At 72.2% G+C, this 24070-nt stretch carries 22 protein-coding genes; 6 read left to right on the forward strand and 16 right to left on the reverse strand.

The window, feature by feature from the left end; translation table 11 throughout:
* Nucleotides 1-123 precede the first annotated feature (123 nt).
* Nucleotides 124-1851 (forward strand): PilZ domain-containing protein, encoded by a 1728-nt coding sequence (locus AC3AOF_RS18005; RefSeq protein WP_488346084.1) that lies wholly within the window; start codon nt 124-126, stop codon nt 1849-1851.
* A gap of 251 nt (nt 1852-2102) precedes the next feature.
* Nucleotides 2103-2381, forward strand: coding sequence for a hypothetical protein (locus AC3AOF_RS18010; RefSeq protein WP_488346085.1), 279 nt, complete (start codon nt 2103-2105; stop codon nt 2379-2381).
* Between the two features lie 84 nt (nt 2382-2465).
* On the opposite strand, the gene AC3AOF_RS18015 is transcribed toward AC3AOF_RS18010, so the two are convergent.
* From AC3AOF_RS18015 to glgX, 5 genes are all read right to left on the reverse strand, one after another.
* Nucleotides 2466-3122, reverse strand: coding sequence for an intradiol ring-cleavage dioxygenase (locus AC3AOF_RS18015; protein WP_488346086.1), 657 nt, complete (start codon nt 3120-3122; stop codon nt 2466-2468).
* 35 nt (nt 3123-3157) lie between these two features.
* Nucleotides 3158-4774, reverse strand: a complete 1617-nt coding sequence (locus tag AC3AOF_RS18020) for a hybrid sensor histidine kinase/response regulator (RefSeq protein ID WP_236989557.1) — start codon at nt 4772-4774, stop codon at nt 3158-3160.
* A 427-nt stretch (nt 4775-5201) separates the two neighbouring features.
* Nucleotides 5202-7121 carry an AI-2E family transporter gene (locus tag AC3AOF_RS18025; protein ID WP_488346087.1) on the reverse strand — a complete coding sequence of 640 codons (1920 nt, stop codon included), beginning with the start codon at nt 7119-7121 and terminating at the stop codon, nt 5202-5204.
* A 266-nt stretch (nt 7122-7387) separates the two neighbouring features.
* The gene (locus tag AC3AOF_RS18030; protein WP_236989555.1) at nt 7388-7765 is read right to left on the reverse strand and encodes a response regulator; all 378 of its coding nucleotides are present in this window, start codon (nt 7763-7765) and stop codon (nt 7388-7390) included.
* A gap of 181 nt (nt 7766-7946) precedes the next feature.
* Complete coding sequence (gene glgX, locus AC3AOF_RS18035) at nt 7947-10226, reverse strand: glycogen debranching protein GlgX (protein ID WP_488349013.1); 2280 nt, start codon at nt 10224-10226, stop codon at nt 7947-7949.
* Nucleotides 10227-10420: 194 nt separating this feature from the next.
* Between glgX and AC3AOF_RS18040 the strand changes: the two genes are divergently transcribed.
* Entirely contained in the window at nt 10421-10849 is a 429-nt protein-coding gene (locus AC3AOF_RS18040; RefSeq protein ID WP_236989554.1) for a CBS domain-containing protein, read from the forward strand.
* A 6-nt stretch (nt 10850-10855) separates the two neighbouring features.
* Here AC3AOF_RS18040 and AC3AOF_RS18045 read toward each other — a convergent pair whose 3' ends face one another.
* The 3 genes from AC3AOF_RS18045 to cobD form a co-directional block, all read right to left on the reverse strand.
* Complete coding sequence (locus tag AC3AOF_RS18045) at nt 10856-11137, reverse strand: hypothetical protein (protein WP_488346088.1); 282 nt, start codon at nt 11135-11137, stop codon at nt 10856-10858.
* A gap of 103 nt (nt 11138-11240) precedes the next feature.
* Nucleotides 11241-12536, reverse strand: coding sequence for a KpsE/RkpR family capsule polysaccharide export protein (locus AC3AOF_RS18050; RefSeq protein WP_236989553.1), 1296 nt, complete (start codon nt 12534-12536; stop codon nt 11241-11243).
* Between the two features lie 105 nt (nt 12537-12641).
* Nucleotides 12642-13640, reverse strand: coding sequence for a threonine-phosphate decarboxylase CobD (cobD, locus tag AC3AOF_RS18055; RefSeq protein WP_488346089.1), 999 nt, complete (start codon nt 13638-13640; stop codon nt 12642-12644).
* Here cobD and cbiB point away from each other — a divergent pair.
* Nucleotides 13639-14634 carry an adenosylcobinamide-phosphate synthase CbiB gene (gene cbiB, locus AC3AOF_RS18060; RefSeq protein ID WP_488346090.1) on the forward strand — a complete coding sequence of 332 codons (996 nt, stop codon included), beginning with the start codon at nt 13639-13641 and terminating at the stop codon, nt 14632-14634. The two genes, cobD and cbiB, sit on opposite strands and share 2 nt — an antisense overlap.
* A gap of 4 nt (nt 14635-14638) precedes the next feature.
* Here cbiB and AC3AOF_RS18065 read toward each other — a convergent pair whose 3' ends face one another.
* From AC3AOF_RS18065 to AC3AOF_RS18100, 8 genes are all read right to left on the reverse strand, one after another.
* Nucleotides 14639-15706: a GSU2403 family nucleotidyltransferase fold protein gene (locus AC3AOF_RS18065; RefSeq protein WP_488346091.1), complete on the reverse strand. Its 1068-nt coding sequence runs from the start codon at nt 15704-15706 to the stop codon at nt 14639-14641.
* 122 nt (nt 15707-15828) lie between these two features.
* Nucleotides 15829-17184 carry an MFS transporter gene (locus AC3AOF_RS18070; RefSeq protein WP_488346092.1) on the reverse strand — a complete coding sequence of 452 codons (1356 nt, stop codon included), beginning with the start codon at nt 17182-17184 and terminating at the stop codon, nt 15829-15831.
* A gap of 116 nt (nt 17185-17300) precedes the next feature.
* Nucleotides 17301-18284, reverse strand: coding sequence for an efflux RND transporter periplasmic adaptor subunit (locus AC3AOF_RS18075; protein ID WP_488346093.1), 984 nt, complete (start codon nt 18282-18284; stop codon nt 17301-17303).
* Between the two features lie 9 nt (nt 18285-18293).
* Complete coding sequence (locus AC3AOF_RS18080; protein ID WP_236989548.1) at nt 18294-18497, reverse strand: DUF1656 domain-containing protein; 204 nt, start codon at nt 18495-18497, stop codon at nt 18294-18296.
* Entirely contained in the window at nt 18497-20539 is a 2043-nt protein-coding gene (locus AC3AOF_RS18085; RefSeq protein WP_488346094.1) for an FUSC family protein, read from the reverse strand. Before AC3AOF_RS18085 ends, AC3AOF_RS18080 begins: the two co-directional genes overlap by 1 nt.
* A complete protein-coding gene (locus AC3AOF_RS18090; RefSeq protein ID WP_488346095.1) occupies nt 20536-21027 on the reverse strand; it encodes a MarR family winged helix-turn-helix transcriptional regulator in 492 nt (163 codons plus the stop codon). The genes AC3AOF_RS18085 and AC3AOF_RS18090 overlap by 4 nt, the downstream gene beginning before the upstream one ends.
* 239 nt (nt 21028-21266) lie before the next feature.
* Nucleotides 21267-21635 (reverse strand): hypothetical protein, encoded by a 369-nt coding sequence (locus tag AC3AOF_RS18095; RefSeq protein ID WP_236989545.1) that lies wholly within the window; start codon nt 21633-21635, stop codon nt 21267-21269.
* A gap of 85 nt (nt 21636-21720) precedes the next feature.
* Nucleotides 21721-21954, reverse strand: a complete 234-nt coding sequence (locus tag AC3AOF_RS18100; RefSeq protein ID WP_236989544.1) for a hypothetical protein — start codon at nt 21952-21954, stop codon at nt 21721-21723.
* 470 nt (nt 21955-22424) lie between these two features.
* Here AC3AOF_RS18100 and AC3AOF_RS18105 point away from each other — a divergent pair, with 470 nt between their 5' ends.
* Nucleotides 22425-23345 (forward strand): sugar kinase, encoded by a 921-nt coding sequence (locus AC3AOF_RS18105; protein WP_488346096.1) that lies wholly within the window; start codon nt 22425-22427, stop codon nt 23343-23345.
* Nucleotides 23346-23361: 16 nt separating this feature from the next.
* Nucleotides 23362-24006, forward strand: coding sequence for a bifunctional 4-hydroxy-2-oxoglutarate aldolase/2-dehydro-3-deoxy-phosphogluconate aldolase (gene eda, locus AC3AOF_RS18110; protein ID WP_236989542.1), 645 nt, complete (start codon nt 23362-23364; stop codon nt 24004-24006).
* The last annotated feature ends 64 nt before the right edge of the window (nt 24007-24070 follow it).

Below are 24070 nucleotides of genomic sequence, written 5' to 3' on the forward strand. Positions count from 1 at the left end.
CCTGCCACGGCCACGCCCGCCGGCGCAACTCGCGCGTCGGGCCGGCACCCGGATCCGGGCCGGCCGCAGTGACGCATCGTCAGGGTTAACCGGCCTTTAAGCGCGGCGCGCTGTGATGCGGCCATGCGTTTGAGCTTCCGCCCGCCCCATCCGCCCCGCGACCCCGCCGACGCGGTCGAGATCCTGCCGCCGCTCGCCGCACCGGCGCCGGCGGTCGACGGGCCGGAGCGCATGGCGGGCCGGGCCGGGCGTGACGCCGTCGACCGGGTCGAGGCCGAACTGGTCCGGGCCGCCCGCGCCGTCGGGGTCGCCGCCCGGGACGGCTGCGCCGAGACCGGAGCTGCGGCGGCCGACGCCGCCGCCCTCGCCCGCGGGCTCGATGCGTTGGGAGTCCGGGCCGACGAGGCGGGCATCCGCGGCCGGGCGCTCGGCGCCTCCGCCGAGACCCTCGCGGCCGAGACCGAGGGGCTCGCCGGCGTGCTGGTCCAGGCCGGCCGCCATCTCGAGCGCACCGATGCCGAGAGCCGCGTGCTCCAGGCCGAGATGATGAACGCCGCGCAGGATTCCGCCCGCGTCGTCGAGGCGGTGGCGACCCTGGCGCGGCAGGCCAACCGCCTCGCCCTCAACGCCACCGTCGAGGCCGCGCGGGCCGGGGCGGGCGGCGCGCCGTTCTGGCAGGCGGCCGAGGAATTCAGGCTGCTCGCGGCCGATGCCGCCCGGGCGGTGGAGGAGGTGCGGTCCCTGAGCCGTCGCCTCTCCGGCCCCGGGGCGGTGGCGATGGGGGGCCTGGCGACCTCGCTCGCCTGCCTGCGCCCGGCCTTCGCCACCACGGCGGCGGCCGCCGAGGCGCAGGCCGCCTCCGCCTGGCGGCTCTCCGACGCGGCGCAGGATCTCGCCGAATCGACCGGCGATCTCGTCGGGGACGCTTCCGCGGCGGCGGCCGCCGCCGACGAGGCGGCAAGGCGCATGGAGGCCGCCCGCTCCGCCGGGGCGGGTCTCGCCGGCCTTGCCGGAGGGCTCGCCGGACGGGCCGTCGCGTCCCTGCGCCAGGCGGAGATCGGCGACCGGCGGGTCCATGACCGCTATCCGGTCGATCTCGCCGCGCGGGTCGGCAATTGGGGCCTCGGGCGGGTGCTCGACCTGAGCCGGGGCGGGCTGCTCCTGGTCCCGCCGGAGGGCTGCGGCGGCGCCGTCGGCGCGCGGCTCGCCCTCGATCTGCGCGGCATCGGCCGGATGCAGGTGCAGGTGGTGGGGGCGAGCGTCCGCGGCCTGCATTGCGCCGTCACGGAGGCCGTGTCCGAGGCGCGGCTGCGCGACGCCCTGGTGGCGGTCGAGGAGGAGAACCGGCCGCTGATCGCCGCCGCGCAAGGCGGCGCCGCCTCGGTCGCCACGACCCTCGAACAGGCGCTCGCCGCAGGCCGGCTCGCCCCGCACGCCCTGTTCGACACCACCTACCGCCCGGTCGTCGGGATCGAGCCGCCGCACTACCTCACCGCCGCGGTGCCGGCCCTGGAAGACCTCCTGCCGCCGATCCTCGAGCCGCTGCTGCTGGCCGATCCGCGCACGGCCTTCTGCATCGTGGTCGACCGCAACGGCTACGCCCCGGTGTACAACCGCGCCCAGTCGCAAGCGCCGCGGACCGGCGACCCGGCCTGGAACGCCCTGCACGCCCGCCAGCGCCGGCTCTACGACGACCGCACCGCCCTCTCTGCCGCCCGCTCGACCCGGCCCTTCCTGGTCCAGGCCTGCCCGCAGGACGAGGCCGGCCGCCAGCCCCTGCGCGAGGTCGCGAGCCCCATCCGCGTCCATGGGCGGCATTGGGGGGCGCTCAGGATGGGGTTCCGAATCTGAGGGTCTCCACAGCCCACGACACGGGAGGCTGCGCGGGTGCGGGAGCGACGACGTCCGCGCATGAACCCTCCCCCCCCTTTGCGCAGGGCAATCGCACAAGAGATGGCTGTGGGTCGATCTGCCCTGAATGCGACTTCAAAGAGCGGTCTCTCGGCCCGGGGAGGCCGCGCGGTGAGTGCCGTTCCGGCCATCTTCCGCGAGGCGCGCGCCCCCCGCGTCCCAATGCTCGCCATCCTCTTGCGACCATCCCGATGCCGACGAGCCTGGACCTGACCGGCTGCGTCGTCACCGCCGATGCCCTGCACGGCCACCCGGCGATGGCCCGCATCGTGCAAGCCCGTGGGGCGGAGTATGCCTTGTGCATCAAGGGCGACCATGGCTCGCCGCGGGCCTTCACCGAGCGCGCCTTCGGCAGGCCGACGGGCACCCACCCTTCAGCGAGCGTCACGATCAAGGACACGGGCGACGGGAGTGGCGTCGCGCCAGTGTCATTCCCGTGCCCGAGGGCGCGCCGGACTTCCCGGGCCTGACGGCGCCGGGCCGGATCGAGGCGGAGCGGGAGATCGGCGGCACGCTCGAGCGCAGCATGCACTACGTGGCGTTGTCGGAATTTATCACGCCCCCTTCACCACCAGCGTCAGCGCCGCCTGATACCCCCCGCCCTCCCGGCGCACCTCCGCGATGCCCCGGCCCTCGGGGTCGTCCTGGCGCAGGAGGATGTCGCGGGCATTGCCGATCCGGCCGCGCCGGGGGCGGCCCGCATAGGCGGGTCCGGCATGGACTGCCTCGCTCACCGCGTCGGGGAAGTAGATCTGGCCCGTGAGCGCCGTCCGGCCGCCGAGGATCACCTTCACGTGCAGGTGGGGCGTGCGGCCCGGATACCAGCCCGGATAGATCGTCCGGAACGCCACCCGGCCGGTCGCGTCGGCGACCTGCGTGCCGCGCAGGAAGGTCCGGCCGACCGTGGACGCAGCCCGATCGCCCTGGTCGGGATAGCCCGAGTAGCGCCCCTGCGCGTCCGCATGCCAGAGATCGACGCGGGCCGCCGGCAGGGCGACGCAGTCGCGCAAGGTCACGACCTGCAAGGTCACCCCGAGCGGCGTGCCGTCCCGGTCCTCCCGGATGTCGGAGCGCAGCAGGCGGGGATCGAGGTAGAACGGGCCCTCCACCGCCTGCGGGGTCAGGAGGCAGGTCGCCTGCCCCGGCCGGGGCGCCAGGAGGCCGGCCGCGAGGGTGCCGAGCATCACGCGGCGGGTCGGGCGATGCGACATCGAAGAATCCTCCTCCCGGCGCCCGCCAGCGTGTCTCAGCTCACCCCGTTCGGCCCGTCCAGCACCGCCCGCACCCGGCGCGCCAGCTCCATCCGGCGATAGGGCTTGTTGATGATCTCGAACTCGCTGCCGCCGGCATCGGTGCGCTCCAGCGACGCCTCGGCGTAGCCGGTGGTGAGCAGCACCTTGAGGCGGGGCTGGCGGCGGCGCGCCTCGCGGGCGAGCATCACGCCGTTCATGCCGCCGGGCATGATCAGGTCCGAGAACAGCAGGTCGACCCGGTCGCCGCTGTCCAGCAATTCGAGGGCCTGGCGCCCGTCGGTGGCGAGCAGCGTCGTGTAGCCGAAATCGCGCAGGATCGCCCGGGCGAGCTCGGCGACGTCGCGGCGGTCGTCGACGATCAGGATCGTCTCGGTGCCCTCGCGCTGGAGCCCGCGATGGCCCGGGCCGGGGGCCGGACGCTCGTCGCTGTCGCTCATCGGGAAGTAGAGCCGCACGGTGGTGCCGTGGCCGGCCCGCGATTCGATCACAACGGTGCCGCCGGACTGCTTGGCGAAGCCGTACACCATGGCGAGGCCTAAGCCCGTGCCGCGCCCCTCCTCCTTGGTGGTGAAGAACGGCTCCATCACCCGGGCCAGGATCTCCGGTGGCATGCCCAGCCCGGTATCCGCCACCGAGACCGAGACGTAGCGCCCGGTCTGGGGCAGGCCGGAGGGCAATTCGTCGACGTCGAAGACGTGGTTCTCGGTCTTGATCGTCACGGTGCCGCCGCCCGGCATCGCGTCGCGGGCGTTGAGCAGCACGTTGAGCAAAGCCACCTCGGTCTGGGTCGGGTCGAGGCGGGCGTTCCACAGGCCCTCGGGCAGGTCGGTCTCGACTGCGATCCGGTCGCCGAGGGTGCGGCCGGCGAGGTCGCGCATGCCCTCGACGAGGTTGTTGAGGTTCACCGCCCGCCCGTCGAGGCGCTGCTTGCGGGCGAAGGCCAGGAGCTGCTGGGTCAGGGTGGTGGCGCGCTCGGCGGCGTTGCGGATGTTGTCGACCGCCCGGGTCATCCGGCGCGGATCGGTCGCCGGGTCCTCGAGCCCCGATTGCAGGATGTCGACGTAGCCGACCACCACCTGGAGCAGGTTGTTGAAGTCGTGGGCGATGCCGCCGGTGAGTTGCCCCAGGGCTTCCATCTTCTGCGACTGGCGCAGGGCCTCCTCGGCGTCGCGCCGGCGCGACACGTCGAGCTGCGAGCCGAAGAAATAGACCAGCTCGCCCGTCGGATCGTAGACCGGCGAGATGAACAGCGCGTTCCAGAAGGTCGAGCCGTTCTTGCGGTAGTTCAGGATCTCGGTCGCGATTTCCTTGCGCTCGGCGATGGCGCGGCGCACCTCCGACACCGTCTCGCGGTCGGTCTCGGGTCCCTGCAGGAAGCGGCAGTTGCGGCCGACCAGCTCCTCGGGTGCGTAGCCGGTCATCGCCCGGAAGGCCTGGTTGGCGAAGATGATCGGATTGTCCGGCTGGCGCGGATCGGTGACGATCATCGGCATCCGCGTCATCTCGACGGCGGCGAAGAAGATGTCGCTGTGGTGGTCCGACACGTCGGTGGGGACGTCCGCCACGGTCGGCCGGGTCCCGAGTTCGGTCGGCGTTCGCTTCACACTCATCGTCGCTCCGGTGGCCCGCTGGCCGAATCCCGCCTTGGCGCATGGGATCCTACATCCAGCGCCCTTGCACAATGGTCGATGCTACCAGAAGGCAACCGCGACCGGGCGTCGCTCCAGACCTGGATAGGCATGACTTGAACAGGCATGACTTGGACAGGCCTGCCGACGCAAGGTTACCGTCTCATCCATCGACGGGCAAGCGGTGACCCCGGCCCGGGGGCGGCCGCCACGACTGGATTCCGTCATCGCGATCGGGCGGATGGACTGTCCTATTCCGGCACGACATCCCGGGTGTGAGATGCGGGCGCCGGGATATGCGCCGACAACGGGGCGCGATCCGGATCTATGCTTTTCGATCCTCGACCGGCCGGAGCGGACCTGACGACGGCGCCGCCGGACCTGACGGCGGCCCGCGGCGCCGTCCCGGTCAGGCGTCCTCGCGCTGCGGCACCTTCCGAGTCTCGCCGGCACCCGAGAGCGCCAGGGCGGCGTCGAGGGCGTCGCTGATCGTGGTGACCAGGATGTCGGCGGAGGTCGCCCGGCGCAGGCGGTCGCGGCCGGCCGGGTCGCGCTCGCGCCAGATCGCCACCATCACCCGCACGCCCGGGATCGCCCGCCGGGCGAGGCGGGCGGCGAGCCGGATGTGGGAGGTGCTGATCGGCTCGATATAGGACAGGCAGACTAGGGCGACGCCCGCGGTGTCCGGCCGCTCGCCCTTGTTGAGGGCGTCCTGGCTGATGGTGCGGGCGTTCAAGCCGTGGCCCCCGAGCACCTGGGCCAGCATGCCGGCGGCCGCCGCATCGAACGGGCCGCGGGCCGCCACCACGAGAACCGGGGCGGGCCCGCGCCAGGCCGGCGCCAGATCCTCGGGGCGGCGCACGATCGCGGTCGAGGCCCGGTCCGGCCCGAGCGCGGCCACCGCCGCCTCGGTCTCGGCGCTGCGGACCGCCGACGCCCCTTTTCGGACCGGCAGGGTGCCCAGCGTCGTCACCACGCTCTCGATCGCCTGCCCCACCGCCTGCTGCCGGTCGGCGGCGAGCGCGCCGCTCGCCCGGTCGTTCTGGGCGAGCCGCAGGCCGCCGAGCGCGATCTCGTCGTAATAGGTGGCGAGCGCACGCTCCTTCAGCACCTGGCGCGCCTTGTCGATCGCCTCCAGGGGGTCGCCCGCCAGCATGCGCTGGTAGAAGATCTCGGAGGGCGCCAGCGCCGGCCGGTCGCCCAGCATCACGTCGAGGAAGGCCAGCCGCTCGACATGGCGGCCGAGCACCACCAGGCAGACGGTGATCGGGGTCGCGAGGACGAGGCCGACCGGCCCCCACAGGAAGGTCCAGACCGTCGCGGCGAGAATCACCGCCACCGGCGAGAGCCCGGTCGAGTGGCCGTAGAGCAGCGGCTCGACGACGTGGCCGGCGATCGGCTCGACGACCGCGAACAGCACCACCGTCGCGATCAGCATCGACCAGCCCGGATCGACCGCCGCGGCGAGCATGAGCGGGAAGGCCATGCCGATCACCGCCCCGATATAGGGCACGAAGCGCAGGATCGCCGCGAGCACGCCCCACAGGATCGGGCTCGGCACGCCGATCAGCCAGAGGCCGATGGCGATCACCACCCCGAAGGCGAGGTTGAGCCCGGCCTGCGCGAGGAAGAAGCGCGAGAGGCGGGCCACCGCGTCGTCCATCGCCGCCGTGGTGGCGCGCAGGTCTCCGGAGCCGGCGAGCCGGATGGCGCGGTTGCGCAGGTCCTCGCGCTGGGCGAGGAAGAACAGGGTGAAGAGCAGGATTAGGCCGACCGTGGCGAGCGGGTGCAGCACCGGCGCCACGACGCTGCCCAGGGTCGAGAGGAGACCGGCCTTCGGCTCGCGCACCTCGACCAGCATCGGCTTCTCGGGATCCGTGGGGCTCCGCGCCTTGGCGGGCTCGGGCGGCTGCAAGTCCTGGCTCAGGTCCTGCACCGACTGGAACAGGCGCTCCAGGGTGGCGCCGCCGCCGGCCTGGGCCCGCAGGGCCCCGATCTTCTCGCGCATCGTCACGGTGTAGCGCGGCAGGTCCGAGGCGAGCTGCGAGGCCTCGTTGGCGATCAGCATCCCCAGGCCCCCGATCCCCGCGAAGGTCGCCAGAACGACTACGAGCACGGCCAGCGAGCGCGGCAGGCGCCGGCGCTGGAGGCCCCGCACCGCAGGCGCCAGCACGAAGCTGAGGAGCACCGCGAGCGTGATCGGCATCAGCACGTCCCGCCCGAGGGACAGGATCGCGCCGATCGCCAGCACCAGCAGGCAGGTCGCCAGGGCCGTGAACACCGGCATCGCGTCGCGCAGGCGGCGCGCCGTCACGGGATCGTCGATCATCGGCTTCTCGAAACCTGTTCGATCGGCAAGGGCGGCATGACGGGCATCTATTTTTCCTATCCGCGACCTCATCCTGAGGTGCGAGCGAAGCGAGACTCGAAGGAGGGCTCCGGGGATCGCAGTGCCTTCTGGAACCCTCCTTCGAGGCTCACTCCGTTCGCACCTCAGGATGAGGTCGCGAATGGGATAGGGCACCGGCTGAATCGAACAGATCGGTACGCCTTCGCATCAAACGACGCGAAGGCGATCCGCGCCCGCCTGCGCGGTCAGGACGACGGCGGCGTGCCGAGGGCGGCGCCGATCTGGGTCAGGAGCTTCGAGAAGTCGACCGGCTTGGGGTGGTAATCGTCGCAGCCGGCCTGGATCACCTTCTCGCGGTCGCCGGACATGGCGTGGGCGGTGAGCGCGATGATCGGGATCCGGGCGGTCTCGGCGTCGGACTTGAGCGCGCGGGCCGCCGACCAGCCGTCGAGGACCGGCAGGTTCATGTCGAGCAGGATGATGTCCGGCCGGCTGGTGCGGGCCTTCATCACGCCCTCCTCGCCGTCATGGGCGAGCACCACCTCGTAGCCCCGCCGCTTGAGCCGCCGGGACAGGAAGTCCCAGATTTCCTCATGGTCCTCGACGAGAAGGATCTTTGCCACCGCCCGCACTCCGCGCTCGCACGATCCCCGGGGCGGCCGGCTCGGCCGCCCCGGGGAATCTTCGCCTGTTCGATGGGACCGTCATTCACGGCCCTCCCACGCTGACGCGCGGGCAGGGCAAATGTTTCCGAGCCCCGAACGTTTCCGATCCCTCTGCAAAGTGGGCAGGCCCGCCCGGATGTCACCCCTCCGGCGTCAGCCCGAACGCCACGCTCTCGGATTCCGCCCGCTCGAAGGCCTGGATCACGTGCTGGTAGGAGCGCCAGGTCTCGCTCGCATGGTCGACGTCGGTCGGGCGCAGCACGAACATCAGCATCGAGCGGCCGGTGACCGCGTAGGTGTCGCCGACGGCGAACCGGGCGAGGTCCTGGGTGTCGGGCAGGTTGGTGTCGAGCACCCGCATCCAGGCATCGCCCCCCACCACCTCCGGCAGGGTGAACTCGACCACGTCGTGGTAGGCGTTGAACAGCAGCATCAGGGTCGCCTCGCCCCCGCGCCGGTGGATGCCGCTCGTCTGGGCCCGTCCGTCGAGGACCACCGCGAGCGAGCGGGCGCCGCCGTCGTTCCAGTTCTCCGGGTTCATCTCGGTCCCGGCGGGGGTGAGCCAGCTCACGTCCTTGACGCCGAGATCGGCATCGTAGGCGCCGGTGAGGAAGCGCCCGCGGCTCAGCATCGGCAGCGACTTGCGCAGGATCAGGAGGCGCTGGGTGAACTCGGCGAGATCCCGCTCCTCCTCGCCGATCGCCCCCCAGTCGATCCAGGAGATCTCGTTGTCCTGGCAATAGGCGTTGTTGTTGCCCTTCTGCGTGCGGGCGAACTCGTCGCCGGCGAGCAGCATCGGGGTCCCGCGCGACAGGAGCAGCGTCGCGAGCAGGTTGCGCATCTGGCGCATCCGCACCGCCCGGATCTCGGGATCGTCGGTCGGGCCTTCCGCTCCGTAATTGTAGGACAGGTTGTGCGAGTGGCCGTCGCGGTTGTCCTCGCCGTTCGCGGAATTGTGCTTCTCGTTGTACGAGACGGTGTCGGCGAGGGTGAAGCCGTCATGGGCGGTGATGAAGTTCACCGAGGCCCAGGGGCGCCGGCCGCGCTTGTTGAACTTGTCGGCCGAGCCGGTGAGGCGGGAGGCGAGCGCCGGCAAGAGACCCTCGTCGCCCTTCCAGTAGCCGCGCACCTCGTCCCGGAAGCGGTCGTTCCACTCGGCCCAGCCGGGCGGGAAGCCGCCGACCTGGTAGCCGCCCGGACCGCAATCCCACGGCTCGGCGATCAGCTTGACCGAGGACAGGACCGGGTCCTGGCGGCAGGAATCGAGGAAGCCGCCGCCCTCGTCGAAGCCGTAGGGCTCGCGGCCGAGGATCGTCGCGAGGTCGAAGCGGAACCCGTCGACCCGCATCTCGGTCGCCCAGTAACGGAGCGAATCCGTCACCATCTGCAGCACCCGCGGATGCGAGAGGTTGACGGTGTTCCCCGTGCCGGTGTCGTTGATGTAGTAGCGCTTCTGGTCCGGCAGCAGGCGGTAATACGAGGCGTTGTCGATGCCCTTGAAGGACAGGGTCGGGCCCTTCTCGTTGCCCTCGGCGGTGTGGTTGTAGACCACGTCGAGGATCACCTCGAGGCCGGCCCCGTGCATGCGGGCCACCATCTCCTTGAACTCGGAGAAGGCGAAATCCGGCACCGCGGCGTAGCGGCGGGCGGGGGCGAAGAACGAGAGGGTGTTGTACCCCCAGTAATTCACCAGGTCCTTCTCCAGCAGGTAGCTGTCGTTGACGAAGGAATGGATTGGCAGAAGCTCGACCGAGGTGACGCCGAGGCTGCGGATATAGGCCAGCACCTCAGGCGTGCCGAGGCCCGCATAGGTGCCGCGCAGGCGCTCGGGTACCGCCGGGTGCAGCTTGGTGAAGCCCTTGACGTGGGTCTCGTAGAACACGGTCTTGTCCCACGGCACGTTCGGCTTCTGATCGCGGCCCCAGGTGAAGGCGGGGTCGATCACCCGGCACTTTCGGGTGAAGGGGGCACTGTCGCGGGTGTCGAAGGTGGTGTCGTCGCCGCTCTCCATCACGTAGCCGAAGAGCGCCGGGTTCCAGGTGATGGAACCGACCAGCGCCTTGGCGTAGGGGTCGAGCAGCAGCTTGTTGGGGTTGAAGCGGTGGCCGGCCTCCGGCTCGTAGGGGCCGTGGACCCGGTAGCCGTAGATCGTGCCGGGGCGGGCATCCGGAAGATAACCGTGCCAGACCTCGTCGGTGTATTCGGGCAGCTCGATCCGCTCGATCTCGGTCTCGCCGGAATCGTCGAACAGGCACAGCTCGACCTTGGTGGCGTGGGCGGAGAACAGCGCGAAGTTGACGCCGAGGCCGTCCCAGGTGGCCCCCAACGGGAAGGGCTGGCCCTCGCTGATGCGCGTGGCGCGCCGGGCGAGAGGCGAGGCCGCCGGGGCTTCCGGGGCGGGCTTGGACGTGAGTTCCATGTTCATGGGGGCGTTCGACGATCCCGGAGGCGAGAAGCCTGACTGTGGGCTGAACGCGCCGGCCCTCGCCCAAGCTCCCGGCGCGCCGTCAAAATTTCATACGTGTGATTTTCGGCGCGGGAATCGCGGCCCGGTCCGGAGCCGCCGCCGCCGCCGCGGGTTGCCGGAGTCACGAGGCGTGACGAGGGATTTCGATGGGTGCGACGGTCGCGGACGTGATGAGCAGGGACGTGGAGTTCATTCCCGGCGACGCCCCGGTGCAGGAGGCCGCGGTGCTGATGGGCGAACTCGATGTCGGCGCCCTGCCGGTCGGCACGCCGGACGCCCTCGACGGCGTGATCACCGACCGGGACATCCTCTACCGGGTCGTCGCCCAGGGGCTCGACCCGCGCGAGACGCGGGTGAGCGAGGTGCTGTCGCGCCCGGTCGTGTCCTGCGCCGAGACAGATCCGTTGCGCGCCGCCCTCGACCTGATGGCCGCCCACCACGTCCGGCGCCTGCCGGTGCGGGATGCCGGCGGGCGCGTCACCGGCTGGATCACCCTGGCCGACCTGTCGCGGGCGCTGCTGCTCGGCGGCGACGCGCTCCAGACCTCGCTCAAGCGGCTGACCGAGGAGGCGTGAGCGCGCTCAGGCGTCGGACGCGGCGGCGGCGTTGGCCGCCGCGTTGGCGCGCTCGGCCTCCAGGATGGTCTGGCGGGCGAGGTAGCGGGTGACCAGCGCCTCGACGTCGCGGATCGTCTCCTCGACGAGGTGCTCCTGGAGCCGGGCGCGGGGATCGTCGGGCTGGAGGTTCTCGCGCTCCTGGAGCCGGCGCATCGCCTGCTTGACCACCTGGTAGACCGCCTCGCGCTCCTCGCGGGTCATCGCCGGGGAGACGGCCCGGGCGACCAGGTCCGTGAAATCGGACATCGGGGTATTGCTCGTCCTTCAGGCTCGCGGGTGCCCGTACGGCGCCCCGGGCCGCTTCATCGCACGGCCCGGGCCGGGATCGAAGCCCCCGGGCCTGCCGGCGTCACATGTTGTGGTCCTTGACGCCGGCGATGAGCAGGCTCGAGCAGCCCCAGAGCACCAGGAAGGCGAAGAAGGCCACGAACAGGGCGTGCCCGCGCATCGGCACGGTGGAGAGCTCGGGCCGGGTCGGCGGCACGAAGACCGCGAGGTAGACGTGCTGGCGGTTCGCCGCCACCCGGGCGCGGTCGAGCATCGTGGTGGCGGAGTCGTTCAGCTTCTCGGCGATGGTGCGCTCGACCATCAGCCCCTCGTATTCCAGGATCGCGTCCGAGACGTGCCGTCCGCCGACGGCCAGCCCGTCGCTGGTCAGCGAATCCTCGAGCTGCTTGATCTGCTGGTTGGTGGCGGTGAGGCTCGCCACGATGGTCTGGATCGAGCGCGACTTCTCGTCGAGGCCGGAGCTCCGCAGCACCTGCAGGTCGTTCTCCGACTTGATCTTGTCCTTGCGCAGGGAGACCAGGCTGGTCATCGTCGCCTCGGCCGACTTCGCCGGATCGATGATGCCCCAGCGGTTGCGGAACTCGCGTAAGGCCAGGTGGGCCTTGCGCATCCGCTCCTCGCTCGCCGCCAGGTCGTCCTGGCTGTGCTTGAGCATGTCCTGCTGCGCGCGGGAGGAGACCGCGTTGATCAGCGCCTCGGCGCGGGCCACGATGTGGCGGCTGATCGCCAGGGCGTCGTCGGGGGTGAAGGCCTGCACCGTCAGGGTGAGCACGCCCGAGACGAGATCGATATGGACCTGGACGTGCTTGCGCCAGTACTTCAGCAACTGCTCGATCGGCTTGTCGCCGGAATAGCGCGTCCAGAAGTCGGCCTCGTCGCGGGTGAACATCCGGACGACGTCGAGCTCCTTCTGGGCGCTCTCCAGCATCGGCTGGCTCTGGATGTATTCCTGGACGATGTAGCTGTCCTGGCTGTTGTTCTTCTGGATCAGCGAGGAGAATTCGCCGAGCTGGACGTTGCCCATCGGCTCGACCTCGCCGCGGACGGCGAAGCGGGCCTCGACCACGTACTGGTCGGCGGCGAAGACGAACAGGTAGATCCCGACCACCGCCGTCGGCAGCAGCACGAAGAGGGCGATATTGCGCAGGAGCCGGGTCATGACCCGGTTCCGGGTGCCCTCGTGGGGCAGGAACGGCAGGCGGGTCCAGCGCAACGGGTTGAGCAGGGCCGGCAGCCGGCTCCCGGGAGAGATCGGCTCGACCGTCTCGGCGTTGCGGCGCAGATCGGGCACGGTGCGCCGCGCGAACGCGATCATGCTGCCGAGCCTGTCGCGCCGTTTGACCTCGTCCGCGTCCATTCTGCCTGATTCCCCGCGCGGCGCCGGCCGCCCTCGTAAACCCGATCATGGGTCCGGTTATCTCGGTTTTTCGATGCTTCGGTTTTCGGCCTTTTTAAAGGCGCCTCACCGGTCGCCCAGAGCCGCTTCGAGGCGGCTCCAGGCCGCTTCGTCGGAGGGCAGGCCGAAGCGCAGGCGCGCCGGCGCGGCCTCGAACCGGCGCACGAAGATCCCGGCGCGGCCGAGACGCCCGAACAGGCCCGGGCCGTCGGAAAAGTCGGCGGTGCGAAACAGCGCCGTCCCGCCGACGATCCGGCCGCCGGCGGCGGCGAGCAGGCCGTCGAGCCGGGCCGCGTCGAGGCGCCGCGCGGCGGCCGCCTCGCGCCGCCAGGAGACATCCGCCAGCGCCCGGCGGCCGATCGCGATCGCCGGTCCCGATACCGCCCAGGGTCCGATACCGCGGCGCACCCCGCCGATCAGGGGCTCCGCCGCCACCGCGAAGCCGAGCCGCAGGCCCGCGAGGCCGTAGGTCTTGCCGAAGGAGCGCAGCACCAGGCAGCCCGGGGGCGGCGCCCCGCACAGGCTCTCGACGGGTTCGAGATCGGCGAAGGCCTCGTCGACCACGAGCCAGCCGCCGTGCCCGGCGAGCCGCACCGCCGCCGCCGCGAGGTCGCGGGTCGGCACCACCCGCCCGTCCGGGTTGTTCGGGTTGACGACCACCACCACGTCGGCCTCCGCGGCGAGATCCGCCGCGTCGGACACGGCGTGCCCGGCCCGGGCCCAGGACGCGGCGTGCTCGGCATAGGTCGGACCCACGACCGCGACGCGGCCGGGCGGCCGCAGCCGCGGGATCAGGTCGATCAGGGCCTGCGTGCCCGGCGCGGCGACGACGTGGTCCGGCCGCGCGCCGTAGGCCTCGGCCGCCGCGGCCTCGAGGTCGGCGAGGTCGGCCGGGGCCGGCAGCCGCGTGAAGGCGCTGGCCTCCGGGGCCGGCCACGGATAGGGGATCGGGTTGATCCCCGTCGACAGGTCGATCCAGGGCTCGGGGGCCGAGGGGAAGAGCCGGCAGGCCTCGCCGAGGTCGCCCCCGTGCCGGATCGGCTCCGCCTCCATTTCACGTATCATGGCCGCCCTGCTGCACCCGCCCGACAGCCTCCCGGTTCTCGTCCTCGCCCTCGCGATCGAGGCCGCCCTCGGCTATCCGGACCGCCTCTACAGGCTGGCCGGCCACCCTGTCACCTGGATCGGCGCCCTGATCGCCGCCCTCGACCGGCGCCTCAACCGGGAGACCGATTCCGAGGGGCGGCGGCGCCTCGCCGGGGTGCTGGCCTTAGGAGTCGTCCTCGCGGCGACCGGTCTCGCGGCGTCGATCCTGGCGCTCGCCTGCGGGGCGCTCGGGCTCCTGCCCGGCATCGCCCTCTGCGCGGTGCTCGCCGCGAGCCTGCCGGCGCAGCGCAGCCTGCACGACCACGTCGCCCGGGTGGCGAAGGACCTCGACCGCGACGGCCTTCCCGGCGGGCGCCGGGCGGTCTCGATGATCGTCGGGCGCAACCCCGAGACCCTCGACGAGGCCGCGCTCTGCCGCGCCGCGATCGAGAGCCTGGCGGAGAATTTTTCCGACGGCATCGTGGCGCCGGCTGTCTGGCTCGGTGCCGGCGGCCTGGCAGGCGGCGCGCTCTACAAGGCGATCAACACCGCCGACAGCATGATCGGCCACCGCACGCCCCGGCACGAGGCCTTCGGCTGGGCCGCCGCCCGCCTCGACGACCTCGTCAACCTGCCGGCCTCGCGCCTCACCGCCGGGCTCGTCGTCGCGGCCGCCGCCCTGACCCCGGGGGCCTCGGCCCGGGGGGCGCTCCACGCCGTGCGGCGCGATGCCGGACGCCACCGCTCGCCCAATGCCGGCTGGCCCGAAGCCGCGATGGCCGGCGCACTCGGCCTGCGGCTCGCCGGCCCGCGGATCTATGGCACCACCCGGGTCGAGGATGCCTGGATGGGGTCGGGCCGGGCGGAGGCGACGAGTGCCGACATCGTCCGGGCGCTGGTGCTGTACCGGCGGGCCTGCGGGTTGCTGTGGGGGCTGGCGGCGGGGCTCGCCGGTATCGCGCTGGCGGTGTGAGCCTTCACCAGTCCGGCTCGATGGATTCGTCGGCCACGCCCGGCGCGGGCAGGATCTCGGCGGCGCGGTCGCGCAAGGCGCGTGGGATCGCCCCGAGGGCCGGATCCTCGAAGGACAGGTGCGGCAGGCGCTCCGCGACGAGGCCGGCGACGAGTCGGGCCTGGCCCGCGTCGCGCCCGCGCTTCAACGGATCGCGGTCGTCGCGGGCGGCGAGCCAGGCCTTGTGGAGCGCGAAGGCCCGCGGATCGGGCACCACCAGGCCGACCGGGTAGCCGCGGGCATCGAGCGTGACCGCGCTCACCTTCGGGCTGTTGACGAGCCAGGCGAGACCCTCGATCTCGACGGCGCTGAGATCGTCGGACGAGGTGCCGATCCGGCTGCGGGGACTGCGTGCCATCCGGTCCGGCGGCAGCGGCTGGATCAGGTCGACCATGAAGCCGTCCCGGTTGACCGCCCGGAAGCTTCCGGCCCCCATCGGCTCGAACGACCTGTCGACGCTGCGCAGGAGCCCGATCAGGCCTTCCCGCTCCAGGTCGACCCCCGGCAGTGCCTCGGCGACGAGGCTCAGGCGGGCACGGGCGTCGAACAGGAGATCGATATCGCCGGTGGCGAGGTGGCCGCTGGCGATGCGCAGGCCGGCCAGGCGTTCATAGGCGAAGAGCGCGTGGGTGCCGACGACCCGGATGCCGGTGCCAAGGAGCCGCGCCGCCGCGAGCGCCCGCAGGGCTCGCGCCGCGACGACCGGCATCCGCCCGAGCCCGAGGGCGCGGTTCACCGGCGCCATCGCGTCCAGTCGCCGGGCGAGGTCGGCGAGGCGCTGCTTCACCCGCGCACGGCCGTCATGGAACGCCGCATGGGCGGCCTCGGTCTCGGGGCAGCGGAGCCCGAGGGAGGACCAGGTGGCCTTCCGCTTGCGGTAGAGATACTGGCGCCCGCGCACCGTCTTCCAGGCCATCGAGCCGGCGAAGCGCTGGCCCAGTTCGGTCCGCGCCGCCTGGTACGCGGAAAAGACCTGCTCGGCATCGACGAACTGGCGAACCTGCTCGTGCGTCCAGTCGGTGAAATCGGCCATCGCGGATCGGATCGGGCTGCCTGTCGCCCAATCCTACACCGTTCCACCCCATCAGACCATTGATATCAAAGACGTTATCCCTTTCCGGACCGAAACCGATCCGAAAAGGGATAATTCCGTCCTCAGCGCCGCGCCGGCGCGAGCCCCCCGGCCTCGGCCGCGTTGCGGCGCTTCAGGATGCCCTGGACCACGAACACCATCGCCGCGCCGACGACGAGGCAGGCGGCGAGGAAGAGCATCGGCACGAGCTTGCTGCCGCTGACGTCGCCGATCCACGGCACGACGTTCTGGGCGATGAAGCCGCCGAGATTGCCGACCGAGTTGATCATCGCGATGCCGGCCGCCGCGGTGGCGCCGCGCAGGAAGGTCGGGGGCAGCGACCAGAAGACCGGCTGGCCCGAGAAGATGCCGGCGGCGGCCACGCACAGGCAGGCGAACTTCACCGCGTCGCCGGGCAGCACGACGCTGAGGACGAGGCCGAGCGCCCCGACGAGGGCCGGGCCGGCGATGTGCCAGGTGGTCTCTCCGGTGCGCGCCGCGTGCCGGGGCACCCACCACAGGGCGAAGCCGACGCAGATCCACGGGATGATGTTGATGACGCCGTTCATGGTGTTCGAGACGCCGAAGCCCTTCACCACCGTGGGCAGCCAGTAGCTCAGGCCGTAGGCCGCGAGCGGGAAGGCGACGTAGAGCAGCGCGAGCAGCACGACGCGGGTGTCGGCGAGCACCCGGAACGGGTTGCTGTGGTCGGTGTGCGGGGTGGTCGCCGCCTCGCGCGCCAGGGTGTCGGCGAGCCACCTCTTCTCGTCGGCCCCCAGCCAGGGCGCCTTCTCGGGCCGGTCGGGCAGGATGAAGAACACCACGAAGGCGAGCAGCACCGCCGGCACGCCGGTGGCGATGAACACCCATTGCCAGCCGCGGTAGCCGAGCGCCCCGTCGAGGTCGAGGAGCGCGCCGCCGATCGCCGCGCCGACGGCGTTGGCCACCGCGCTCGCGATCATGAACCAGCCGACCATCCGGCCGCGGAAGACCTGCGGGAACCACAGGGTCAGCGCGTAGAGCACGCCGGGGAAGAACCCGGCCTCCGCCGCGCCGAGGAGGAAGCGCAGCACGTAGAACATCACCGGCCCGGTCGAGAAGCCGAGCAGGATCGTGATGATCCCCCAGGTCGCCATGATGCGGGTGAACCACACCCGGGCGCCGACCCGCTCCAGGATCACGTTCGAGGGGACCTCGAACAGGAAGTAGGCGAGGAAGAACAGCGAGGCGCCGAAGCCGTAGGCCGCCTCGCTCAAGCCGAGATCGCCCACCATCTGGAGCTTGGCATAGGAGACGTTCTGCCGGTCGATGTAGGCGATCAGGTACATCAGGCCGAGCAGCGGCATCAGCCGCCAGGTGATCGTCGCGATGGTGCGGGCGCCGAGGGCGTCCTGCTGCGGGTCCGCCCTGTTCTGGGCTGCCCTGTTCTGGTCTGCCATGGGGGCCTCCTCCCGGCCGCGCTGGATATTGCGTCTTGTCGGCGCTCCTTAATCCGGCCTCGTGCGGGGCGGAAGTGATATCGGTACCACACAAGCGAGGCGTGACCTGCCGGGCGTTAGCCCTTGGTCGCCGGCAGTGCGGCCTTCAGCGCTTCCCAGCCGTCGCGCAGGCCGAGATGGCGCAAACCCAAATTCCTGAGATTGTCGAAGGGACGGATCTCCGGCCGCTCGCCGCGCGGGTGCACCACCACGGTGGCGGTGCGCCCGACGGTGAGGCGGTCGCGGTCGATGGCGGGATCGAGGGCGATCCGCACCGGGACGCGCTGGGCGAGGCGCACCCAGGCGAAGGTCGGGTTGACGTTGGCGAGGAGCGACGCGCCGGCGCTGCGCTCCCGGTCCTCGATGCCGGCGGCGACGCTCTCGACCGTGCCGGTGACGTCGCGGTCCTCGCCCATCAGCCGCACGGTGACCGGGTCGCCGGGATGGATGCGGTCGAGCTTCGTCTCCTCGAAATAGCCCTGGACGTGCAGGGTGTCGCTGTCGACGAGCGCCATCACGGCCTTGCCGACCCCGACATAGGCGCCGGGGCGCAGTTCGAGGTTGCTGATCCGGCCGTTGACCGAGGCGCGCACCTCGGAGCGGTCGAGGTTGAGCCTGGCGAGGTCGCGGTCGGCGACCGCCTGGTCGTAGGCGGCCCGGGCACTCTGATCGGCGGCGAGCGTCGCCTCGAGCTTCTGCTGCGACACGACGTTGTCGCTGAGCTGGCGGTAGCGGGCGAGATCGGCCTCGGCCTGGACGAGGTTCGCCTTGCGGCCGGCCACCACGGCCTCGGCCTGGCGAAGCGCGAGGCCGAAGCGGTCCGGATCGATGCGGAACAGCACGTCGCCGCGCTTGACGCGCTGGTTGTCGCGCACCTCGACGTCGCGCACCAGCCCCGACACGTCGGGGGCGACACCGACGACCTCGGCCCGCACCCGTCCGTCGCGGGTCCAGGGAGCTTCGAGGTAATAGTCCCAGAGGGCCGTCCCGACGATGACGGCGAGCGCCAGCATGGCGGCGGTGACGGCGAAGCGGCCGAGGAAGGCGAGCGCGCGGGTCATGGTGGTTCTTCAGGTCAGGCGGCCGGCGAGCGAGACGACGCCGCCGAGGCACACGAGGTAGAGGCAGAGGTCGAAGAGCGGCCGGTGCCAGACCAGCCGGTAGAGCCCGAGGGCACCGATCAGGCGGCGCACCACGAGGTTGATCAGGAAGGCGGCGAGGGCCCAGACCAGCAGGGCCGGCACGAAGACGCCGTAGAGGTCGATATCGGCCATCAGGCGGCCTCCCTCGCGAGCAGGGCGGCGCCGGGAGGCGCCGCCGCGGGAAACAAAGCCCGGCGCAGGCCCACGAGGCCGAGGAGCGCGTCGCGCCGGGCGTCGTGTCCCGACGCGCCGACGGGTTCCGCCTCGATCCGCGCGAGCGCCGCGTCGATGCGGCGGAGCAAGGTTTCGGGGGCCGGCCCGCGCGGCCCCTCGTAATGGCCGGCCACCGCGTCGAGGGCGGCATCGAGCGCCGCGACGGCCTCGCGCGGCAGGCCGTGGCGGGCGCGCCGCAGCGAGACGAGGTTCATGCCGACCCGCAGGGCCGCCAGGGTGTCGATCCGGGACAGATCGCTGTCGGGCCCGGCGGCGGCCAGCCGCGGCACCAGGAGGCCGAGGCGGTCGAGCATCAGGTGGGCGAAGGCGGTGCGGTCGCCGTGCCCGCGCCGCCGCGCCGCCCGGGCGAGATCAGCGCGGCTCGCCGCGACCAGCCGGCGGGCGCCGTGCTCCGCCCCGACCGAGCGCACCAGCCGGGTCACCAGGGCGGCGAGCCAGATGCCGCCGACCAGCGCGATGCCCGAATTGACGTAAGCTCCGAATTCCGACGCGTAGCGGTCCTGGATCGCCAGCAGCGCGTTGCCGTTGACGCCGAGCGCCAGCCCCACCGGCAGGGTTTTGGGATTCGTCATCAGCAGGCCGCACAGGATCAGGGGCGGCGCCAGCACCAGGGCGAGGCTGACGAAATCGTGCACCAGCGGCATCACGCCGAACAGCAGCACGCCGATCGCCAGAGCGGCCACCCCGGTCCAGGTGGCGAAGCTCAGGATCGCCGGGACCGGATCGTCCTGGGTCGCGAACATGCAGCACAGCACCGCGCCCATCATCGCCGCGGTGGCGCCGTCGGGCCAGGCGGTGGCGATCCACACCACCACGCAGGCGACGATGCCGAAGAACGCCCCGAGGGCGGAGCGGAACGCCATGCCGTGGTCGCGGTGGCGCGGCGCCCGGCCGCCGAACTCGCCCGCATAGGCCAGGGGCTCGCGCAACGAACCGTCGCCGCGGGCAACGCCGTCCTGCAACGCCCGGCAATCCCGGCCGATCGCCACCAGCTCGCGCAGGCGCTCGATCAGGCTCGCCCGCACCAGGGCGCTCCAGGATGGATGAGTGGAGAGCGCGCGGTCGGAGGCCTCGATGCGGGCCGTGAGCGCGTCCGCCCCGGCGGCCGGCGCTCCTTCCGCCGACCACGCCTCGACATCGGCGAGCAGGTGGCGCAGCTCCGGCGTGAGGCCCGACAGGCTCTTGAGCGCCGCGATCCGATCGGCGAGGGAGGAGAGGACCGGCAGCAGCATCAGCATCCGGCCGCGCAGGAGCTGCACCAGCGGCACCGCTCGGCTCTGGGCCGAGGTGTCGTAGGCGAGATGGGTCGAGAGAGCGTCGATCTCCGCGGCCTCCGCGGCCAGCCGCAGGCGCCGGGTCCGGAGGGCGGGCGCCTCGCCGACGCCTGAGAGCACGTCGCCGGTCCAGCGCCCGGCCTCCCCCAGCCAGGCCCCGACCCGGGCCGCCAGTACCGGACCGACCGGCTCGGGGACGACGAGGCTCGCCACCAGGGAGGCGCAGAGGATGCCGAGCGTGATCTCCTCGGCCCGCGACACCGCGGTGTCGAAGATGGTCTCGGGGTTCGTGACCGCCGGGAAGCCGATCAGCGCGGCGGTGTAGCCGGCGAGCATGAACAGGTAGGCCCGCGGCGTGCGGTCGAGGAGCGAGAGATAGAGGCAGCCGGCGGTCCAGAGGGCGAGCGCCAGGGTCAGCACCTCCGGGGCGTTGACGAGGGGCGGCACCATCGCGACCGCGGCCGAGACGCCGATCAGCGTGCCGACGACCCGGTAGAGGGCCTTGGAGCGGGTGGCGCCGGAGAGCGGCTGCATGGTGATGTAGACGGTCGCCATCGCCCAGTACGGCCGCGGCAGGTCGACCCACAGGGCGATCCCGAGGGCAAGCAGCGCCGCCCCGCTGACCTTGAGGGCGAAGAGCCATTGGCGCCAGCCGGGCAGGATCACGGGCGTCCTCCGATGACCGGATGCGGTGAGGCGTCCGAGCCGCAGGCGAGGCTCGCCCCGCGCGGGCCCTCGGCCTGGAGCGCGCGCAACACCGTCAACGCCGCCCGCAGGTCGTCGTCGCCGACATGGGTGAAGACCGCCGCGCGCAACGTGTCGAACCGCGCCTCGATGGCGGCGGCGCGGGCGCGGCCCTCCTCCGTCAGGTGCAGGACCTTGGCGCGGCGGTCGGTCGGGTCCTCCCGGCGGGTGACGAGGCCGGCCTCGCAGAGTTGGTCGAGGAGCCGCACCAGGCTCGGGCCCTCGACGCCCAGCGCGTCGGCGAGCGTGGTCTGGCGCAGGTCGCCGCCGAGCCGCCCGATCAGCAGGAGCGGCAGGGCCGTCGCCTCGGTCAGCCCGTAGGCGGTCACGACCTCGTCGGCGGCCCGCCGCCAGACGCGCCCGGCCTGGAGCAGGGTGAGGGTGAGGGATTGCAGAAGGTCGCGTCGCATCGCCGTCGCGTTCGGCCAAACCGATGATTGATCGGCCTCATAGATAGGATGCTAACGATTCGGCTGGAAGCGCGGCCGGCGCGGGACGGCCATGCGCGCGGAAGCGCGTGATCGGCCATGCGCGTGGAAGCGCGTGATCGGTCATGCGCGCGGACGCGCGTGGTCGATTGTCGGCGCGGAAGCGCGTGATCGATCGTCGACGCGGAAGCGCAGGGGCGACCCTGCACGGGAGCGACGTGCTAAAGCTTGGCGGCGGCGTCGCGGTCGGGGGTCCAGTCGATCTCGACCACGGTCACGCCGTCCTGGCGGTTGTAGCGCAGGGCGGTGTGCCGCATCGCCCGCAAGGACGCGGCATCCTCGGCGCGGGGACACTGGACGGGGTCGTGGGCGCGGTGGGTCCGGTCGAGCATGCGCCCGAAAGCGGCGTCGAGGGACGGCATCGCCGCGACGGTCGAGAACGGCGCCGACAGGTAGACCGTGCGGGAGGGCCCGCGGGCGAGACAGTAGCGCCAATCGGCGGCGGCCGGGGTGGCGGCCAGGGCGAGTCCGGTCGCGGCGCCCAGGAACACGAGCTTCGGTAACGCAGCGCTCTGAAGCGGGATTCTCATCGAATCGGGGATCTCGGAATGGGTCTCGGGGCCGTCCCGATGCGCGGCGCATGCGGCGTCAGCAAGGCGCAAGAAGGCGAATGGGTCAGGACAGGGCCCCGCCCTCGGCCTCCTCGGCCTCGAGGCTCAGGCTCCAGACCCGGGCGCCGTCCTCGGTCACGAGCCAGGCCTCGCCGGTCCGGTCGCCGAAGACCTCGTCGGCCCGTCCGAGCACACGGGCGGCGGCGTGGCGCACGCTCGGCGCCACGATCGGCAGATCGTGAAGCGGATGGGCCCCGCTTCGGTCGCGTGAGGTGGAGAGCAGGCGATAGAGGGGCATGGCGAGCGAACTCCGGAAGACGGCGGGGGGTCTGGCGATCCCGGGTGTCTGACGTGATCGGCGGCTGCCTTCTTTGGTGTCGAACCGTCCTCCGCGGCGGGTTCAGACCGTCGCGGGCTCCTTCGCTGCGTTCGCCCAAAGGCGACGCAGGGTCAACGCTTTTAACCCCGTCCCCGGACCGTTCAAGAGTTAACTCAGGGCATATCACCCAAGGGCAGCACGTTGCACGACGGAGGAGAGGCCGTTGACACGGCACCTCTCCTCCGCCTTGTGGGGAGGAGCCGGAGGTGGGGGTGGTGCCGGAGAAAGCTCGCGCGTTGCACGGCCCCATCCCGCAGCTTGCAGCGATACCGGGCAGGCCCGGGATCGCCGGGGAGAGGACGACGCCCGCATCGTCGATGCCTTGATCCCGGCCTTGATCTCGAGACGGAGCGTCGATCCGCCGGCACGACGGGAGAGGAACGAACACGATGGCAACCAGGGTCGCCTGCATCGGCGAGTGCATGATGGAGCTGTCGGAGCGACCCGACGGCAGCCTGCTGCGCGGCTACGGCGGCGATACGCTCAACACCGCCCTCTACCTCGCTCGCCTCGGCGTCGCGGTCGATTACGTGACGGCGCTCGGCGACGATCCGTGGAGCGAGGAGATGCTGGCGGCCTGGGCCGCCGAAGGGGTCGGCACGGGCCAGGTGCGGCGCCTGCCCGGGCGGATGCCGGGGCTCTACATCATCCGCACCGACGCATCGGGCGAGCGCAGCTTCCATTACTGGCGCGACAGCGCCGCCGCCCGCGACCTGTTTTCCGGCCCCGGCGCCGCCGACACGCGTGCCGCCCTGGCGGGCTACGACCTCGTCTACGTGTCGGGCATCAGCCTGTCGCTCTACGGCGAGGCCGGGCGCGAGGCCCTTGCCGAGACCTGCCGAGCCGTGCAGGCCCGAGGCGGGCGGGTGGCCTTCGACACCAATTACCGGCCCCGCGGCTGGCCCGACAAGGCGAAGGCGCAAGCCGCCTTCCGCGAGGCGATGGCGGCGGCCGACCTGATCTTCGCCTCCGCGGAAGACCTCGACTGGCTCTACGGGCCGGACGCTGAGGAGGAGGTTTTGCGCCATCACGGCCGCTGCGAGATCGTGCTGAAGGGCGGCGGCTCGCCGCCGAGCGTGCGGGTGCTGAGCGGAACCGAGGACGTCACGGTTCCGGCCCTGGCCGTGGACGCAGTCGTCGACACCACCGCGGCGGGCGACAGCTTCGCGGCGGCCTACATGGCGGCGCGGCTCGCCGGGCGCGCTCCCGCCGAGGCCGCCGCGTGCGGCCACCGCCTCGCCGGCACCGTGATCGGCCATCGCGGCGCCGTGATCCCCCGGGCGGCGATGCCCGACCTGCCGCTCGCTTGAAAGGACAGGGACGTCCATGACCACCGAATCCCGCAGCCAGCGCCTCGACGCGCTGCTCGCCGCCTCGCCGGTGATCCCGGTCATCACCGTACCGGAACTCGCCCATGCGGTGCCGCTGGCCCGCGCCCTGGTGGCTGGCGGCATCACCACCCTCGAGATCACCCTGCGCACCCCGGTGGCGCGGGACGCCGCGAAGGCGATCATGGCGGAGGTGCCCGAGGCCGTGGTCGGCCTCGGCACGGTGCTCACGCCGGCCGACCTCGAGACCGCCCATGCCCTCGGCGCCCGCTTCGCGCTCAGCCCCGGGGCGACGCCGGACCTCCTGCGGGCGGCGGCCGCCAGCGACATGGTGTTCATGCCCGGTATCGCCACGCCCTCCGACCTGATGCAGGTGCTCGCCGCCGGCTTCACGGTGGCGAAGTTCTTCCCCGCCGTGCCGGCGGGCGGCATGGCGGCGCTCAAGGCCCTCGGCGGCCCGTTCCCGCAGGCCCGGTTCTGTCCGACCGGCGGGATCGGCGAGGCCGATGCGAAGGCCTGGCTGGCGCTCCCGAACGTCGCGGCGGTGGGCGGCTCGTGGCTGGCGCCGGAGGCCGAGATTCGCGCCGGGAATTTCTCCGCCATCACCGAGCGGGCGCGGCGCACCCTCGCGGCGCTTCAGTAACACACCGGAAACGTGCCCGCGCCGCCACGGTGTGGCGCGGGCACAACGCCGCCTTCGCAACCGC

The sequence above is a fragment of the Methylobacterium sp. 142-1Y genome (genome assembly GCF_057747795.1).

What these genes read in the sequence shown, in the direction of transcription:
- AC3AOF_RS18005 (WP_488346084.1), top strand. Translation starts at nt 124, where the DNA reads ATGCGTTTGAGCTTCCGCCCGCCCCATCCGCCCCGCGACCCCGCCGAC.
- AC3AOF_RS18010 (WP_488346085.1), top strand. Translation starts at nt 2,103, where the DNA reads ATGCCGACGAGCCTGGACCTGACCGGCTGCGTCGTCACCGCCGATGCC.
- AC3AOF_RS18015 (WP_488346086.1), bottom strand. Translation starts at nt 3,122, where the DNA reads ATGTCGCATCGCCCGACCCGCCGCGTGATGCTCGGCACCCTCGCGGCC.
- AC3AOF_RS18020 (WP_236989557.1), bottom strand. Translation starts at nt 4,774, where the DNA reads ATGAGTGTGAAGCGAACGCCGACCGAACTCGGGACCCGGCCGACCGTG.
- AC3AOF_RS18025 (WP_488346087.1), bottom strand. Translation starts at nt 7,121, where the DNA reads ATGATCGACGATCCCGTGACGGCGCGCCGCCTGCGCGACGCGATGCCG.
- glgX (WP_488349013.1), bottom strand. Translation starts at nt 10,226, where the DNA reads ATGGAACTCACGTCCAAGCCCGCCCCGGAAGCCCCGGCGGCCTCGCCT.
- AC3AOF_RS18040 (WP_236989554.1), top strand. Translation starts at nt 10,421, where the DNA reads ATGGGTGCGACGGTCGCGGACGTGATGAGCAGGGACGTGGAGTTCATT.
- AC3AOF_RS18045 (WP_488346088.1), bottom strand. Translation starts at nt 11,137, where the DNA reads ATGTCCGATTTCACGGACCTGGTCGCCCGGGCCGTCTCCCCGGCGATG.
- AC3AOF_RS18050 (WP_236989553.1), bottom strand. Translation starts at nt 12,536, where the DNA reads ATGGACGCGGACGAGGTCAAACGGCGCGACAGGCTCGGCAGCATGATC.
- cbiB (WP_488346090.1), top strand. Translation starts at nt 13,639, where the DNA reads ATGGCCGCCCTGCTGCACCCGCCCGACAGCCTCCCGGTTCTCGTCCTC.
- cobD (WP_488346089.1), bottom strand. Translation starts at nt 13,640, where the DNA reads ATGATACGTGAAATGGAGGCGGAGCCGATCCGGCACGGGGGCGACCTC.
- AC3AOF_RS18065 (WP_488346091.1), bottom strand. Translation starts at nt 15,706, where the DNA reads ATGGCCGATTTCACCGACTGGACGCACGAGCAGGTTCGCCAGTTCGTC.
- AC3AOF_RS18070 (WP_488346092.1), bottom strand. Translation starts at nt 17,184, where the DNA reads ATGGCAGACCAGAACAGGGCAGCCCAGAACAGGGCGGACCCGCAGCAG.
- AC3AOF_RS18075 (WP_488346093.1), bottom strand. Translation starts at nt 18,284, where the DNA reads ATGACCCGCGCGCTCGCCTTCCTCGGCCGCTTCGCCGTCACCGCCGCC.
- AC3AOF_RS18080 (WP_236989548.1), bottom strand. Translation starts at nt 18,497, where the DNA reads ATGGCCGATATCGACCTCTACGGCGTCTTCGTGCCGGCCCTGCTGGTC.
- AC3AOF_RS18090 (WP_488346095.1), bottom strand. Translation starts at nt 21,027, where the DNA reads ATGCGACGCGACCTTCTGCAATCCCTCACCCTCACCCTGCTCCAGGCC.
- AC3AOF_RS18095 (WP_236989545.1), bottom strand. Translation starts at nt 21,635, where the DNA reads ATGAGAATCCCGCTTCAGAGCGCTGCGTTACCGAAGCTCGTGTTCCTG.
- AC3AOF_RS18100 (WP_236989544.1), bottom strand. Translation starts at nt 21,954, where the DNA reads ATGCCCCTCTATCGCCTGCTCTCCACCTCACGCGACCGAAGCGGGGCC.
- AC3AOF_RS18105 (WP_488346096.1), top strand. Translation starts at nt 22,425, where the DNA reads ATGGCAACCAGGGTCGCCTGCATCGGCGAGTGCATGATGGAGCTGTCG.
- eda (WP_236989542.1), top strand. Translation starts at nt 23,362, where the DNA reads ATGACCACCGAATCCCGCAGCCAGCGCCTCGACGCGCTGCTCGCCGCC.